General features: G+C 60.8%; 14 protein-coding genes. 6 read left to right on the top strand and 8 right to left on the bottom strand.

What is annotated here, in order from left to right; all coding sequences use genetic code 11:
• Positions 1-62 precede the first annotated feature (62 nt).
• A complete protein-coding gene (locus CRD20_RS05450) occupies positions 63-920 on the top strand; it encodes an HNH endonuclease family protein (RefSeq protein ID WP_083307899.1) in 858 nt (285 codons plus the stop codon).
• Between the two features lie 540 nt (positions 921-1,460).
• A complete protein-coding gene (locus tag CRD20_RS05445; RefSeq protein WP_016421788.1) occupies positions 1,461-3,158 on the top strand; it encodes an AMP-binding protein in 1,698 nt (565 codons plus the stop codon).
• A gap of 82 nt (positions 3,159-3,240) precedes the next feature.
• Here CRD20_RS05445 and CRD20_RS05440 read toward each other — a convergent pair whose 3' ends face one another.
• On the bottom strand, positions 3,241-3,972 hold the full coding sequence (locus CRD20_RS05440) for an SDR family oxidoreductase (RefSeq protein ID WP_187405003.1): 732 nt from the start codon (positions 3,970-3,972) through the stop codon (positions 3,241-3,243).
• Between the two features lie 24 nt (positions 3,973-3,996).
• Positions 3,997-4,758 carry an SDR family oxidoreductase gene (locus CRD20_RS05435; RefSeq protein ID WP_187405002.1) on the bottom strand — a complete coding sequence of 254 codons (762 nt, stop codon included), beginning with the start codon at positions 4,756-4,758 and terminating at the stop codon, positions 3,997-3,999.
• Positions 4,759-4,941: 183 nt separating this feature from the next.
• Between CRD20_RS05435 and CRD20_RS05430 the strand changes: the two genes are divergently transcribed.
• Positions 4,942-7,002, top strand: a complete 2,061-nt coding sequence (locus CRD20_RS05430; RefSeq protein ID WP_049193381.1) for an FAD-dependent oxidoreductase — start codon at positions 4,942-4,944, stop codon at positions 7,000-7,002.
• An 11-nt stretch (positions 7,003-7,013) separates the two neighbouring features.
• Here the strand turns inward: CRD20_RS05430 and CRD20_RS05425 are convergent, their stop codons facing one another.
• The 4 genes from CRD20_RS05425 to CRD20_RS05410 form a co-directional block, all read right to left on the bottom strand.
• Entirely contained in the window at positions 7,014-7,676 is a 663-nt protein-coding gene (locus CRD20_RS05425) for a nitroreductase family protein (protein ID WP_187405001.1), read from the bottom strand.
• A gap of 3 nt (positions 7,677-7,679) precedes the next feature.
• Positions 7,680-8,180 carry a methylated-DNA--[protein]-cysteine S-methyltransferase gene (locus tag CRD20_RS05420; protein WP_150961297.1) on the bottom strand — a complete coding sequence of 167 codons (501 nt, stop codon included), beginning with the start codon at positions 8,178-8,180 and terminating at the stop codon, positions 7,680-7,682.
• Positions 8,181-8,192: 12 nt separating this feature from the next.
• Entirely contained in the window at positions 8,193-9,140 is a 948-nt protein-coding gene (locus CRD20_RS05415) for an alpha/beta fold hydrolase (protein ID WP_147719279.1), read from the bottom strand.
• Positions 9,141-9,249: 109 nt separating this feature from the next.
• Positions 9,250-10,143 (bottom strand): cation diffusion facilitator family transporter, encoded by an 894-nt coding sequence (locus CRD20_RS05410; protein ID WP_187405000.1) that lies wholly within the window; start codon positions 10,141-10,143, stop codon positions 9,250-9,252.
• A gap of 43 nt (positions 10,144-10,186) precedes the next feature.
• Between CRD20_RS05410 and CRD20_RS05405 the strand changes: the two genes are divergently transcribed.
• Positions 10,187-12,604 (top strand): ATP-dependent RNA helicase, encoded by a 2,418-nt coding sequence (locus CRD20_RS05405; protein ID WP_187404999.1) that lies wholly within the window; start codon positions 10,187-10,189, stop codon positions 12,602-12,604.
• 12 nt (positions 12,605-12,616) lie between these two features.
• Here CRD20_RS05405 and CRD20_RS05400 read toward each other — a convergent pair whose 3' ends face one another.
• A complete protein-coding gene (locus CRD20_RS05400) occupies positions 12,617-13,783 on the bottom strand; it encodes a glycosyltransferase 87 family protein (RefSeq protein WP_255468736.1) in 1,167 nt (388 codons plus the stop codon).
• A gap of 84 nt (positions 13,784-13,867) precedes the next feature.
• Here CRD20_RS05400 and CRD20_RS05395 point away from each other — a divergent pair, with 84 nt between their 5' ends.
• Positions 13,868-14,590, top strand: a complete 723-nt coding sequence (locus CRD20_RS05395) for a YggS family pyridoxal phosphate-dependent enzyme (RefSeq protein ID WP_070642767.1) — start codon at positions 13,868-13,870, stop codon at positions 14,588-14,590.
• Between the two features lie 30 nt (positions 14,591-14,620).
• Positions 14,621-15,007 (top strand): Rieske (2Fe-2S) protein, encoded by a 387-nt coding sequence (locus CRD20_RS05390; protein ID WP_049172555.1) that lies wholly within the window; start codon positions 14,621-14,623, stop codon positions 15,005-15,007.
• A gap of 14 nt (positions 15,008-15,021) precedes the next feature.
• Here the strand turns inward: CRD20_RS05390 and CRD20_RS05385 are convergent, their stop codons facing one another.
• On the bottom strand, positions 15,022-16,236 hold the full coding sequence (locus CRD20_RS05385) for a Fic family protein (RefSeq protein WP_070642790.1): 1,215 nt from the start codon (positions 16,234-16,236) through the stop codon (positions 15,022-15,024).
• Between the last annotated feature and the right edge of the window lie 114 nt (positions 16,237-16,350).

Genomic DNA, 16,350 nt, shown 5'->3' with positions numbered 1-16,350 from the left:
CTACGCACAATTGTTCGATTCTTTAGCAAACCTCCCTCCATACCCAATCCGTCCCCACCGCTATGGTTAGCTCCATGCTCGCCAACCGTCGTTTCCGCTCGCCACTGCAGGGCCTCGCCCTCCTTATCGGCGCAGCGACAATCCTCAGCGGCTGCACGGCTCCCACAGCCCCCACTCCAGAGAGCCAGTCATACAGCCCGGCACCGGCACCCGCATTTACGCCCGAGCCAGAGGAACCCGCGCCCGAGATTCCCGAAGTGCCCCACGCCCCCGCCGCCCCGGACACCCCAGCGCCCGGCACATCGCCTATCGACGGCATCCGTAGCGCCCTCAACCAGCTGGAGGTAAAAGGGCGCGCACCGAAAACCGGCTATGCGCGCGATGAGTTCGGGCAACGTTGGAGCGACGACGTCTCTGCCGAGTTTGGGCACAACGGATGTGACACGCGAAACGATATTTTGAATCGTGACCTTATTAATAAGGAGTACAAACCAAATAGCCACGATTGCGTCGTGCTTTCAGGGCAATTACTGGATCCCTATACCGGCACGATGATTGAGTTCCAGCGTGGCCGCGATACCTCTTCTGCCGTTCAAATCGACCATGTCGTAGCCTTAAGCGACGCCTGGCAAAAGGGGGCACAGCAACTCCCGCCCGAGGTTCGGCAGGACTTTGCCAATGACCCCCTCAACCTCTTGGCCGTCGATGGCCCCGCCAATCAACAGAAGCGGGATAGCGATGCCGCATCCTGGGTACCCGCCAATAAGCCATTTCGCTGCCAGTATGTCGCTCGCCAGGTGGCAGTAAAACAGAAATACCACCTGTGGCTCACACAGGCGGAGTACGATGCCATCGACCGTTGGCTCTCTACCTGCACACCAGAGGATGAGCCCGCACTTGCCGCCCTAACCCTGAATTAGGGCAACTTCCTCCGGCGCTCACCGATGCCACACACCGAGGCTCAAGCCGGCGAATATGCCACCTATTCAGCTACGCGCTCGCAACCTCTTTCCTCTCCTAGTCGCGAACATTTCTATTTTTCAGAAGATTCCTAGCCCCCTAATTTCTGGGGGCGACCGCCATTCAGCCACTGCCCGCCCCGTCAAACAAACCAACCGAAAACCCCTGGGTTCATAGAGTTATATACGTCAATATCAGAATTGAATTCGTTACCACAGTGTTATCATTTCGTTATATTCACTGCTTCCTGTCGGTTTATAACTGTTTGATAACACTGTATCCTTGAGCCCGTACGCGAAAAGGTACCCATCGTAAAGCATTGCGCACGCCGACTGCGTATTTTTTACTTTTCTTCGTGGAAACTACTTTTTGACGCGGCACAGGTTTGTTAAAGTCTGGTTGTTACAAAATCGCACTACCGTGACTGATGGTGTCAGTGTGACTAAAGAGTCGCTTGGCGCTATTAATCGCTTGTCCATCATCTTGGAGGATTCTCACCCATGGCAGCTGAAATGAAGGCTCCGGAAGTACCACTTGGGCTCCAAATCAAGGCTTTTGCCCAGTCGATTCCACCACTCCTGCGTACTGGTGCCCTGTACATGACTCCGAAGACGGCGCCGAAGATTCTCGATTACCTGCGTCGCCTGAAGTTCTCCGTCGCCAGCCTGATTTCCATGAGTGCGCTGCGCTACCCGGATCGCCTCGCCCTTGTCGACGATGACGGTGAACTCACCTATTCTCAGCTGCTTGACAACTCTCACGCCCTGGCTCGCGCCTTGATGGACCGTGGCATGACCCAGAAGTCCAGCTTCGGCGTTATCGCACGCAACGGCCGCGGCATCATCCTGCCGATGGCCATCAAGGGATTCATCGGCTCCGAAATTATGCTGATGAACATCGGCTCCGGCCCGACTCAGATTCGCGGTGTCGTTGACCAGAATAAGGCCAAGTTCCTGTTCGTCGATGACGAGTTCCTGGGCAACCTGCCAGAAGACCTCGACGATGTCACCGTCGTTATTACCTCCGTGACCAAGCCGGAGACCCGCAAGAACGCGGGCAAGAACTTCGTGTTCATGGAAGACCTCATTGAAGAAGGTCGTACATCGAACGCCAAGCTAGATCCGAAGCCGGAGCAGGGACGCATCATCATCATGTCCTCCGGCACCACCGGCATCCCGAAGGGTGTCCTGCGCAATGAGCCCAAGACACCGGCAACCGTGGGTGCAATCGCCGATCGTATTCCGTGGCGCCGCAACATGGTCATTCACCAGTCCGCATCCATGTTCCACGCCTGGGGCTGGGCAAATGTGCTGATTGGCATGGCTACCGGCTCCACCATTGTCACCATGCGTGTCTTCGACCCGAAGAAGGCTGTTGACCAGTGTGAACAGTACGGCTGTAACGGCATGATTTCCGCGGCCTTCTTCCTGCGCCAGATCAAGGATGTTCTGGATGAGGAGCCGAACCGCAAGATTGGCCCGTTCCGCTTCATTGTCTCCTCTGGTAACGCCATCCCGGGCTGGCTCGTCTCCGCGCTGACTCACCGCTTCGGTCCGGTTATCTGTAACTTCTACGGCTCCACCGAGGCCGGCCTGTGCTCCATCGCATCCGGCGCGGACCTCGCAGCCCGCCCGGACTCCGCAGGTCGCCCGGCAATTGGCGCCAAGGTTCGCATCCTGGGTGACGACGGCAAGGAGGTCGAGCCGGGTGAGGTTGGCATGATCCACACCGCTCAGGAGCTCTCCTTCATCGGTTACCTGAACAAGAAGGACAAGTTCACCACCGTCGATGGCCTGTTCCAGATTGGTGACCTCGGCCGTATCGACCAGGACGGCTACCTGTACATCTGTGGTCGCTCCGACGACATGGTGATCAAGGGCGGCGAGAACGTCTTCCCACGCGAGGTCGAAGAAATTCTGGGCCCGGTGCCGGGCATCGCCGATGTCTTCTGCCACGGCAGCAACGAAAACGACGAGATTTTCGCTGACCTGTTCCTCTACGTTGTCCGCGAGGACAATGAGGCCGGCAAGAACCTCACCGAGGACATGCTGCGCGAGTACGTCCGCGAAACTCTGGCCGAGCACTCCACTCCGGACCGCGTCTTCTTCGTCGACTCCCTGCCGCGCAACGCCATCGGCAAGGTTGTCCCGCGCGAGGTCAAGGCAATGCACGAGCGCCTGAATCTGGACGCTCAGTAAGAAGCCTGCACACGAAAGTGTGCCCACCGGCTATCCGCCTGGTGGGCACACTTTTTGCTTGTCTCAGCTACCTTTTGCGCGGCTATCCGCGCGGGCGCACCTGGATTTCATCCACGTTGGCATCCGCTCCGGTATCAACGGCCAGACGTACTGCGGCTGCGATCGATTCAGGCCGCATGAACTTCGTTCCGTCGTAACGCCAATCCGCATCATCACGGTGCCAATTCGACTGCAGCTGAACCTGCATATCGGTATCGACGCGCCCGGGGTGCACGGAGCTGACTCGTACCGCGCCACGCTCTTCCTCGCGCAGCGCATCGGTGAAGGCCCGCAGCGCGAACTTCGACGCCGCATACGGCGAAGTACCAGCTGAAGCGCGAAATCCCGAGCCCGAGTTGATTGTCACCAGCGTGCCCTCCGCCTTGCGCAGCGCTGGCAACAGCTGGCGTGTCAGGTCGGCGACGGCGACGACGTTGATGTCCATAATTCGCGACCAGTCCGCACGCGAAACCTCCGCCACGTCCCCATCGACGTACACGCCCGCCGAGTGCACGAGCACATCCAGCCCGCGCCCACCGAGCGCCTCCAACAGCTTTGCCACTTCCGCGTTTACGGCGTCGGTATCACCCAGATCAGCAACGAATACGCTTGCCGACGGCAACTGCGACGCCACCTTCTCGGCAGACTCAGCACTGGTAGCGCCCACAATGACATGGTGATCACGGGAGAGATCCTTGGCGACCGCCAAGCCAATACCACGGCTTGCACCCGTGACCAGGGCAAACTTGGTATCAGCGGCAATATCGATGCTCATGTACGGCTCCTCTATGTAGTCGGTTTACTTCTTCGGCTTTGCGCCGCCCACCTGGTCGATGGGGGTCACCTGCAGGAAGTCAATGTTGACGCGCTTCGGACGGGTGGCCGCGAACACAATGATGTCGGCAACATCATCGGCGGTCAGCGACTCAACGCCGTCGTAGACCGCTGCGGCCTTGGTCTCGTCGCCGTCGAAACGCACGAGTGAGAAGTCGGTGTGGACGCGCCCCGGATCGATTTCGGTGACACGCACGCCATCGGCAGCAACCTCTTGACGCAGGACTTCCACCAGGGCGCGCTCAGCGTGCTTGGCTGCGTTGTAGCCTGCACCGCCGGTGTAGACCTGACGGCCGGCAATCGAGCCGACGGTGAGCACAATGCCGCTGGTGGACTTCAATGCGGTCAGCAGTGCGCGGGTGACGCGCAGGGTGCCCAGCACGTTGACCTCGTACATCCAGCGCCACTTTTCCTCGACAGCGCCTTCAACCGATTCCATGCCCCAGGCGCCACCGGCGTTGTTAACCAGCACGTCGACGCGCGGTTCGGCCTTAGCCAGCGCCGCCACATCGGCGTCAGAGGTGACGTCAACCTTGTAGACCGTCGCTTCACCACCGGCAGCACGAATCTCCTCCGCGACAGCCTCAAGCTTGTCCTCGCGGCGGGCTCCCAGCACGACGCGGAAACCTTCAGCTGCGAACTGCTTGGCAGTGGCTGCACCAATACCGGAAGAAGCACCGGTAACTACAGCTACTTTCTTGCCATTAGTTGAAGTTTCAGAGGTCATGGGGGCTTAACTCCTTGCTACATGCGTCTACTGATATTCCCGACTGTAGTCATACGACACCCTCCTGCGCCGAAGACTGCGCGTGCTTTACACCTGATGTTCCACGTGAAACGTATATAAAACTGTGCAGGAATTTTCCCGATTCACCTCATACGCAGCTGCTAAAACCGCGATACTGGTTGCATGTCTGACCAGCCTCACTTCCCACATCTTCTCTCCCCTCTCGACGTCGGTCCTCTAACTCTGCGCAATCGCATCATCATGGGCTCAATGCACTCCGGCCTGGAAGATCGCACCCGTGATATCCCCAAGCTGGCTGCCTACCTGGGTCGGCGCGCCGAAGGTGGCGTGGGGCTCATCGTCACCGGCGGTTATGCTCCCAACATCGAGGGTTGGCTGACTCCGGCCGGTTCGATGATGGCGTCGAAGCGCATGGCGGACAATCACCGCCGCGTTACTGACCTCGTGCACTCCCACGGCAGCCACATCGTGCTGCAGGTGCTGCACGCCGGTCGTTACAGCTACAGCCCGCTGGCTCGCTCCGCCAATACCGGTCAGTCGCCGATTAGCCCGTTTAAGGCTCATCGCCTCACCGGCTTTGATGTCTCGCGCACTATCGGCGCTTATGTCCGCGCCGCGAAGCTCGCGAAACGTGCTGGTTACGACGGCATCGAGGTTATGGGCTCCGAGGGTTACCTGCTCAACCAGTTCCTGGCCGAGCGCACTAACCACCGCTCGGACAACTGGGGCGGCAGCGCCGAGGCTCGCATGCGCCTGCCCATCGAAATTGTCCGTCGCATTCGCGCCGAGGTGGGCGAGGACTTCCTGCTGCAGTACCGCATTTCGCTGCTTGACCTGGTGGAAGACGGCCAGACTTGGTCAGAGACCACTGAACTCGCGCAGCGTCTGGTCGAGGCTGGCGTCGATGTCTTCAACACCGGTATCGGCTGGCACGAAGCACGCGTCCCCACCATCGTTACGTCCGTGCCGCGCGCCGCATTCACGGACCTGACGGGTCGTCTCCGTTCGCTTGTCGACGTCCCGGTGGCAGCCTCCAACCGAATCAACCGCCCCGAGGTTGCGGAGAAGATCCTCGCTGACGGCAATGCGGACCTGATTTCCATGGCCCGCCCACTGCTGGCTGACCCAGACTTCGCCATCAAGGCGGGCGATGGTCGAGCTGACCAGATCAACACCTGTATCGCCTGTAACCAGGCCTGCTTGGACCACACCTTCGCGGCCAAGCGCTCCACCTGTTTGGTCAACCCAAAGGCGGCTTACGAAACCGAGCTGGTATCCGTGCCGGTGTCAAAGGACAAGGCCAAGCGCGTCGCCGTCATCGGCGCTGGTGTGGCCGGACTCGCTTTCGCGGAAGCCGCAGCTCAGCGCGGTCACCACCCGGAAATCTTCGAAGCCGCCGACCAGATTGGTGGCCAGTTCAACCTCGCCGCAAAGATTCCGGGCAAGGAGGACTACGGCGAGACGCTGAAGTACTTCTCCCGTCGCCTGGAGGTGCTCGAAGTTCCGGTTCACCTGAACACGCGTGCCGACGTCGACGAGCTCAAGGCCAAGTTCGACCACGTGATTGTGGCCACGGGTGTTACCCCGCGTATCCCGGGCATTGACGGTATCGACCACGAGAAGGTCATTCGTTACGACGAACTGCTCTCGGGTGCGAAGCAGGCCGGCAACAAGGTGGCCGTCATCGGTGCTGGCGGTATCGGTGTGGACGTGTGTGAATACCTCACTCGCAAACCGAACCAGACCATCGAAGCCTGGAAGGACGCCTGGGGCGTCGGTGACCCTGCGGAGTTCCGCGCGGGTCTGACCAAGCCGGGCACGGTCTCTGGCGCAGCTGAGGAGTTTGAGGTCGAGCGCGAGGTGCACCTGCTGCAGCGCAAGACCTCCCGCATCGGTAAGGGCCTGGGCAAGACCACTGGTTGGGTTCACCGTGCGGAGATCAAGAAGGCCGGTGTCAAGCAGTACACCGGCGTCACCTACAACCGTATCGATGACGAGGGCCTGCACATCACCATCGATGAAAAACCACAGGTCATCGCAGTTGACAACGTGATTGTCTGTACTGGTCAGGTATCCAATCTGGACTGCCTGGGCGGCAAGGATCGCGAGAGCGTCACCGGCGATAACTCCAATGTCACCATCATCGGTGGCGCGGACGTGGCCGCTGAGCTGGACGCTAAGCGTGCCATCCGCCAGGCCGTCGAGGTAGCGCTCGCGCTGTAGGGCTAGGGCTGCTACGCCTCGTAGCGGTCGGTGTAGGCGCGCTGCTCGAACTCGAAACGTCCCGGGTGAGCCGGGAACTCACCCGGGACACCGATGGCCAGCAACAGCGCTACCGCCACATCGGTGTCACCAGCACCGATAGCTTCCTTGACCTTCTGCTCACTAAAGCCCGTCATCGGGGAGCTAGCCCAACCAAAGGCGCTGGCAGTGACCATAGCGAAAGAAGCGGCAATCATAGCGTCGCGGATTGCGAACTCGCGGGAGAGACCCTTTTCCTCGCGGGCCTTATGGAAGGAGGTCATCGAGGCTTCCCGATCGGCAGCGGCAACTTCGTCCCACAGGCCAGTCGCCTTGTTGGCCTCAACCAGGCGTGGAATACCGCGCTTCCAGCCGGTCGGCTCACCAATGAAGGCGAGCAGCAGCGGCGCATTGGCAACCTGCTTCTGACCACCGGCAGCTTCCACTACCTGCTGGCGCACCTCAGGGTCCTCGATGCGCACGATAGCCCGAGACTGAATGTTAAAGGCGCTGGGAGCTTCCAGAGATAGCTCCAGGAGGCGGCGCACGTCAGCGTCGTCAAGCGGTTCGTCAGCATAGACGCGCGTGGCACGGCGGTTGCGGATGATGTTCTCAAATTCGGTGGCGAACTGGTCACGCGGAGAATGCGAAGTCATGCATTAAAGAATAACTGTTTGCCAACCTTCGAGTTCGAGCAGCCAGCGCTTCATTTCGCGGCCGCCGGCATAAGATCCGAAAGACCCCGCTCCCCCACTGGCGGGCACCACGCGGTGACAGGGAATCAGAATGCCCAGCGGATTGGTGGCACAGGCCGAGCCGGCAGCTCTGGCGGCACGGGGTGAGCCGGCCATTTCAGCGAGCTCACCGTAGGTCACAACCTGGCCATACGGCACGTCGCGCAGTGCCGTCAGCGCACGAGCGCGGAAAGAATCCTGGGTGAATATGTCGCAGTCCAGCGGCAGCGCAAACTCGCGGCGCTGCCCGGCAAAGTACTCGCGGAACTGCTGCGCTGCCTGTTCCGCCACCGCCTGCGCTTCGGGGTCGGCGGCGCTGGGGTCGTCGTCAAGCACGGGGCCTAAGAGATTGACTTCGACGACCCCGCGAGCGGAGGTGGCGATTCCAAGCGCCCCGAAGGGCGTTTCTACCTGGGCAACCGCCATGAAACCTCCTACTTAGCCCTTGTTGGCCTGGAACCAGGCCAGCAGCTCGTCCCATTCCTTCTCGTGACCGGAGCGGAAGTAACCACCGTAGCCCACGCCCTTGCCACCAGCCGGCTGAGCCTGGCGCTTTTCAATCTTTTCAGCAGAGCTCATCACATTGGTAATCAGGTCTGCCGAGGACTCCTCAGTCCAGTAATCATCTGGAACGCGGATGGACAGGAACGGCTGCGGAGCCTTGGAGAAGCGGTTAGCGAAGTCGAACTCGGAATCGTCGAAGAAGTAGCCTTCCTTGCGAGCCCAATGAGCCCACTGACGCATGACACCGTTCGGCGGCTCAACAGCCAGACGCCACGCCGACGCCGGAATGTGGCCGGTAATGAAACCGCTAATCGGGCCGAGAATATTGAAGATGAAGAATGCGCGGACCTTGCCCGCCACTGACGGCACCTTGGAAATACGCATACCGCGGCAGTTGACCAACGCCGCTGCGTCATAGGTGCCCTCGGAGCCGGCGTAGACGATGCCGTGACCACCAACCGCGTGGCCGACAGCGAAGTGCGGCACGTCCGGGTAGGTCTCCTTGGCCCACTCGATCACACCCGGAATATCCTTGGTAATCCAGTCCGACATCCGGATGTCTTCATTGTTCTGGTCAGTCTTCAGAGCGGACTGGCCGATTCCGCGGTAGTCATAGGTGATAACGCCGTAGCCCTTTTCTGCCACGGTCTCAGCGAAACGGTGGTAGAAACCCTGCGGCACACCGGTACCGGAGTGAACGGTGATGATGCCGTTGGGAATGTTCTCTGGGTTCTCCTTCGGGCGGAACATGGTTCCGCGCAGCAGGACGCGGTCATTAGCCGGAATAATGATGTCCTGCCGAGGGCACGGCTCCGGCAACTTCGGGCTCTTCGCGGAAAAACGGCTATCCCCAGTGGAAGTGGTTGAGGCTTCGGAGGTCATTTATGCAGTTCCTTCGAGTGGACTTAAACAGTGCATGATTTTGTATACACAATCTTAAAGTGTAAGGCTCATCACTTTCAGCGCTTTCGTGGAATTTGCCTCACTCGCGCTACAACTGCACATCCCCATAGGCGCGTTCGTCCTCAATTGGCTCCAGATGCGAGGAGATATGCACACCTGGAAAACGCTCCCGCAGCTCATTTTCCATCGCGGTAAGCACATCGTGACCGCGCTCCACGCTCCACGCGCCCGGCACCAGCACATGGAACTCAATGAACTTCTGATGCCCCGACTCGCGAGTGCGGATTTCGTGGACGTCAATGCCACGACTCCGGTCACGGTGCGAGGCCAAAATCTCATCCACCGCCACGCGGTCGTCGCCCTCCATGGCCTTGTCCATCAGGCCGTTACCGGAATCGCGCAGCAGCTTGTAGCCAGCGACCAGGATGTTTACAGCCACGGCCAGCGCGATAATCGGGTCGAGCCACCACAGGTCGGTAGCCCACACCAGCGCCACACCCGCCAGAACGCCGGCGGAGGTCCACACGTCGGTCATAAGATGCTTGCCGTCGGCGGTCAGAGCCAGGGAGTTGTGTTGGCGCCCGGCCTTAAGCAGAATCAGCGCCACCGCACCATTGATCACCGAGGCAATCACGGTCACGATGAGGCCCAGGCCAATCTGCTCAATCGGCTGCGGGTTCACCAACCGCTCGATGGAGACATAAATAATGGCCGCCGCCGCCACGAAGATCATGGCACCTTCCAGCCCGGCCGAGAAGTACTCTGCCTTGGAATGGCCGAACTCATGGTCGCGGTCTGCGGGCCGCGCGATAACCTTGAGCACGATAATTGCGACAACTGCCGCAACCAGATTGACAATCGACTCCGTCGCGTCGGAAAGCAGGCCCACCGATCCGGTCAGAGTGTAGCCCCAAAACTTCAGCGCGATGGTGACGACCGCCGCCCCCACTGAAAGCCAACCAAAACGAGATAAGTCCTGCATATGCAGGCATTTTACCCGCCTTTCCGGAGTTACTACCAGTTCTATGAGCACCGATTTCCAGTTCAATTTGCAGAACATTTCTGCAGGCCTGCCGTTCGCGTCGCAGCTCGCCTCGCTTGCCGACGCCGTGCGCGACCACGACGTAGTAGTCCAGGCCCCACCGGGTACCGGCAAGACCACTTTGGTTCCACCGGCGGTGGCCAACACCCTGGGCGGCCGCATTGTGGTCACGGCTCCCCGGCGCGTGGCGGTGCGCTCGGCGGCGCGACGGTTGGCGCAGTTGTCGGGCACCAAGCTCGGTGAGGAAGTTGGCTACTCGGTGCGTGGCGACGCAAAAGTTTCCCGCGCCACCCGCGTGGAGTTTGTCACTCCCGGTGTGCTGCTGCGCCGACTGCTGCGCGACAGCGACGTGGATGCCAGCGCGGTGCTCATCGACGAGGTGCACGAGCGCGGCTTGGACACCGACCTGGTGTTGGCGATGGTGCGCGACTTGCGGGATATCCGCGATGACCTGCGCCTTGTCGCTATGTCGGCGACGGTGGACGCGCCGAAGTTCTCGGCCTTGCTCGGCGCCTCCACCCCGGCCCCCATTGTGGCGGCGGAGGCGGAGATCTTTCCGCTGGACATCCGCTACGCGCCCTTTCCGCAGCGGCTGGATGCACGCGGTGTGACCGACGACTTCCTGCAGCACGTTGCCGCCCAGGCCAGCACACTCGCGGAAGAAGCCGCCGGTGATGTGCTGGTTTTCCTCCCCGGCATCCGCGAGGTGGAACGCTGCGCAGGCTATATCGCGGATTCCTCGGAGGTGGCGGTGCTGACGCTGCACGGCCAGCAGAGCTCCGAGGAGCAGGACCGCGTGTTCCGTCGGCAAGCGGATGGTAGACGCGTAATTGTGTCCACCGCGATTGCGGAATCATCCGTGACCGTGCCGGGCGTGCGCGCCGTTGTCGACGCCTGCCTCGCGCGCGGACCGCGACTCGACATCGCGCGTGGCTTCTCCGGCCTGGTCACCAGCTCGTGTGCGCAGTCCTCGGCGAACCAGCGCGCAGGCCGAGCGGGACGTGAGGGCCCGGGCATAGTGGTGCGCTGCGTCTCCCAGTCGGAATTCGCGTCCTTTCCCGCCTGGCCCGCGCCGGAAATCGAGGTCGCCGACCTGACCCAAGCGCTCCTCGACGCCGCCGCGTGGGGCACGCCTGGGATGCAGGGACTGAAGCTTCTCGACGCCCCACCACCCCACCACGCGGAGGTCGCAAACCGCATTCTGGCTGGTCTGGGCGCTGTTGATGAGGACGGTGACATCACGGAACTCGGCCGTACTCTGGCTACCCTGCCGGTGCATCCGCGCATGGGACGCGCGCTGCTGACGGCTACGGCCATGATGCCGGAGCACGCGGGCGCGGTCGCACGCGCGGTGGAGAAACTCACCGATGCCCGCGGCTTGGCCAAGCAGGTGCGCCGCATTGAGCTGGATACTGAGGCCCCCGCCAACCTGCTGCCCTCGGACATCCCCGCGCTGGTCACGGCCCTGGCGTGGCCGGATTTCATCGGGCGACGCCGCAGTGCGAACTCCGACGAATACCTCTTCACCGGCGGCACCGCTGCGGAACTCGCCCGCGGTTCTGACCTGCGCGGCCACGAGTGGATTGCGGCCGCCGACATCTCGCGGCTCTCCCACGGGCGCGCGCTCATCCGCGACGGCGAGGCAATTGACCTGGAAATCGCCATGCTCGCCGCCGGCCACCTCGCCCACACGGAAACCACGGCGCGCGTCGAACAGGGCCGCGTTCGTGCCCGCGAGCGCGACCTGCTCGGCGCCATCGAACTGTCCTCCCGCCAGGTCTCCCCGACGCCCGAGCAGTGCATCGCCGCCAACTCCGCCTGGCTTGCCGGCACGCTTGCCGACGCCTCCCCCAACCTCGACCGCGACACCGAACAGCTCCGCCGCCGCATGGCCTTTCTCCACGCTCATCGCGGTGCTCCGTGGCCGGATGTCTCCCCCGCAGGGCTCGCGGCCCAGACAGAGCTTCTCTTCGCTGGTGAGCTGGACCGTCCGACCCCACCCAAGCTAGATGCCGAGCACCTCCGCCGCCTGCTGCCCTGGCCGGAGGCCTCGGACTTCGACCGGCTGGTGCCCGAACGCCTGGAGGTCCCCTCCGGTTCGAAGATTCGCCTAGAGTACCCGGAGGACCCCACGGACCCTGAGGCAAAGATTGTGCTCGCCGTGAAGTTGCAGGAGTGCTTCGGCCTGGCGGAGACCCCGCAGGTATTGGAAAAGCCGGTGACAATGCATTTGCTGTCACCGGCTCAGCGACCACTCGCGGTCACTGGAGACTTGGAAAGTTTCTGGAATGGCGCCTACGCACAGGTTCGCTCCGAGATGCGGGGCCGTTACCCCAAGCACCCGTGGCCGGAGAACCCGTGGGAGGAGCAGGCTACTGCGAGAACGAAGCGTCGTCGTTAAGCAAGCCCGTCGTTAAGCAGCTGCCTGTGCCCGCACGCGACTGGGCTTGCGCCAGAGGTAGATTGCGTAGCCCAGGCAGGTGAAGAAGAGCACGCCGCCCATGATTCCCTGCATGTTGCCGTAGAACCACTGCCCCACATTGGCAGCGTGGCCGAAGTCATTGCCCACGAACACCTTGTACGGTGCCCACCAGTTGGCAATCATGAACAGGGTGCCGACAATAATGTGCCCGATCTCGCGGACGAAGAGCACCAGCGGCACGAAAACCATGACGATCGACCAGTGGTGACTGACCGCATATGGCCCGGCGAAGCTGACCGCCAGCGCAGCGAAACCAAGGGCTGCGACATCATAACCATTGCGGTGGTAGATCCACGCCACGAAGGCGGCGGCGATGGCACCGATGAGGAAGAAACCGTAGATGCCAACATCGAGCGCGGTACCCTCCACCCCGGCGCGGGCGAGCAGACCACTGAACGCCTGGTTGGCCTCATAGGTCGGGGCGCCACCGCGGTTGCCGGCGAAGAACTCATCGGTCCAGAAGTAGATGGACTCCTTAAAGCGCACGGCGAAACCAATAGCGACGGTCGCCAGGAACCAGCAGAAGCTCTTGGCCACGGCCGCAAAGTCACGGCGCATGAGGAACACCAGCGCATATGCCGCGGGGGTGATCTTAATACCCGCCGCGATACCCACGCCCAGTCCACGCAGTTTCTTGGGCAAAAAGCCCAGCACATCGGAGACCACCAGCAGCGCGAGGAAGACGTTGATCTGCCCAAAGAGCACGTTGGCGCGCAACGGGTCGAGTAGCATCACAACACCGAGCACGCAGGTAGCCATCAGCTTCGGACGCTCAGAGCCGAGACGAGTGAAGACCATCCACAGCATCGCCCACACCGCCGCCACCGTGGCGAATGTCCAGATGATCTGCAGGGTCACCGGCCCCGCCCAGGTCAGCGGGTAAAACAGCAGCGCCGCAAACGGTGGGTAGATGAAGCGGAAACCTGATCTAGTGGGAAACTCTGGTGAGTAGAGATCCTGGTCTCGTCGTAGTGCCCAGCCGGCGTCTTGGAAGACCTCGAGATCCATCATGTAGGCAGTTGCCGCAAGATAGATGAGGTCGATGACAACGACCAGCGACACCAGCCCAAATACAATTGCCAAGATCCGTCTCTGCATGACGGAAAGCGTCGAGAGTCTGTCCATGAGCATGATTCGACACTACCGCACAGTTCTTCCTACTCAGGCCTTAGAGTGGGAGGTATGTTCGTGGAAAACTATCGCAAGGTTCGCTCCGAGATCGACGACGCTTGCCGACGAGCTGGGCGCCAGCCCTCCGAGGTCCGCCTGCTGCCCGTCAGCAAGACTGTGCCTGTCGACGCCCTGGTGGAATCCTGGCCGGAGCTCGCAGCAGCCGGCTGCGCTGGCCTGGCGGAAAACCGCGTCCAGGAAGCGGTGGCCAAGGCGGAGGCATTCCGGGAGGCCTTCGGCGACAAGGCACCACATATGGCCATCATTGGTCCACTGCAGACGAATAAGGCCGGCCACTTGGTCAGTTGTGCTGATGAGTTTCAGGCTCTGGACCGCCCGAAGGTGGCCGGAGCACTGCAGCGTCGCTTGGCCGATTCCGAGCGCACGCTCGATGTGCTGATTCAGGTCAATGCCTCCCGCGAGCCGCAGAAGTCGGGTCTGGCGCCGAGCCACGCGGCGGAGTTTGTCCGCATGTTTGGCCCCGATGGCGAATACCCGAACCTGCGTCTGCGCGGGTTTATGACCATCGCGGCCCAGAATGATCCGAATGTGCGCGAGACCTTCGCGGAGCTGCGGGAGCTGCGGGACAGTCTGCTCGGGGATTTGCCGGAGGGTGTCAGCCTCAACGAACTGTCAATGGGTATGTCCGGCGACTACCGCGAAGCCATCGCCGAGGGGGCGACCACCGTGCGTGTGGGACGCGCCATCTTCGGTGAGCGCTCCTATCAGAAATAAAGGTCGCGAAATAGAGGTAATCTCAATGCCATGAGTTCTGATGTCTCCCCGTGCTCCCGTCGTCGTTTCCTCCTGGGAACTGCCGCCACTGCCGCTGGCGCACTCGTAGCCGCTTGTGCACCAAAGTCTGCGGTGGAGAAGGTTGACGCTGCCGACATTCCGGTTGGCGGCGGTGTGGTGATCGGCAATTACGTCGTCACGCAGCCGGAGGAAGGCAAGTTCGCCGCTTTCTCCAGCTCGTGCCCGCACCAGAATGGCCGTATCACCGAGGTCAGCAATGGTGTGATGATTTGCCCGAACCACAACTCTCACTTTGACATTGCTACTGGTGAGGTTGTTTCTGGCCCGTCGCGTAAGCCCGCTGGCCAGGCATCGCTTTCAGCCGAAGGCACTGAGCTGATTGTGGGCCAGAAGTAGGTTCCGGAAGCAGATTAGTGTTCGGTGGGTTCAAGGCCTAGAAGGTCTACGCCAGCCGGCGCCAGCTGGAATCGCAGCGGGCGACGGCTCGTCGGCGTTGCCAGTCCTTGAGCCTCTAACTCGGCGAGATACTTTCGCGCTGTCCGCTTCTCCTTGCCGATGGTGTCGGCGACGTGTTCGAGCTTGATTCCATAATCAGGTCCGAACAACCGAACCTGTGCCAGGACAAACAGCGTCCCGATTTCGTTGTCTGTCAGTGACACGGACAGTGCCTGCTCGGGCGAGTTGGTTAGCTCAGCTACCCGCTGTTCAAGCTTCTCGCACTGGTGGGACTTCATCTGCAGCTCTTCCAGCAAATACTGCTGAGCATTCAGAATGACATCAGCCATCACCTCGACGAAGAACGTGACTTCGCCCCGGTTCATTGGGTCTTCCGTAGTGGTAAAAGCCTTGTAATACTTCGCTTTATCCTCAGCGAGTTGGCGAGAAATAGTCAGCGCTGTGGCAGGTGAGAGTGTCTCCCGCAAAGCCACTGACAGCAGAAAACGCCCCATCCGACCATTGCCGTCATAAAACGGGTGAACGAACTCGAACATGAAATGGCTTGCCAGGATTCGAATAAGCCGATTGTCCTCTGAGGAATTCACCGTTTCCAGGAACTCATTGAGAAGTTGGTGAATGGCAGCTTCACTTTCAACACCGCGATGAATCTGTCGTTGCCCATCGGTAATCGTGACCGTTGATGCTCTAAAGAGTTCACCGTCTAACTCATCCTCGCTGGCAATTTCATCGCCGAGAAGTTGATCGTACTGCTGCCGGATCCCTGTGAGCGTTGTCGGAAACTCAATCCGCTCATCGTTTGCCAGCCGGAAATAGAGCTGACTGAACTCATGAAAGCGCTTGTGCTGGGTTCCCGAAGTGTTGTCCAACGCCTCGGCGACTTCTCGCCGTGTGGAGTGAATCCCCTCAATCTCATTGGTGGCTACCACCTCGGCCAGGAGCAGATTGAAGAGATAGTGAGTCCGCGCGGCACCCGGCAGACGATTCCACAACTGTGAAATCTGCAGCTCTAGAGACAGAATCTTTTCAACCCTGGCTGCGAGATCGCTTGTAATGCAGCAAAAGAGTGGCCACTGCCCCAGCGGAAAGTGCCACTGAATCGTCGACGGGGAGTCTTTGCGTGACTGGTACTCGCTCTCCACTGCCTGTTCCGCATCGTGTGCAGACATGTGGAAGATCCTCTTAAGCGGATAGTGCTTCACGGCGAGTCTCCCCCTTCTGTTTCCAATGCTTTTTACATGATGCTTTCTACATATAGTGCCCTAAAAACGAACCCTTAATGT

It is taken from the genome of Corynebacterium sp. LK33, assembly GCF_014334955.1.
GTDB lineage: Bacteria > Actinomycetota > Actinomycetes > Mycobacteriales > Mycobacteriaceae > Corynebacterium > Corynebacterium jeikeium_D.
This window is presented reverse-complemented; position numbering and strand designations above follow the sequence as displayed.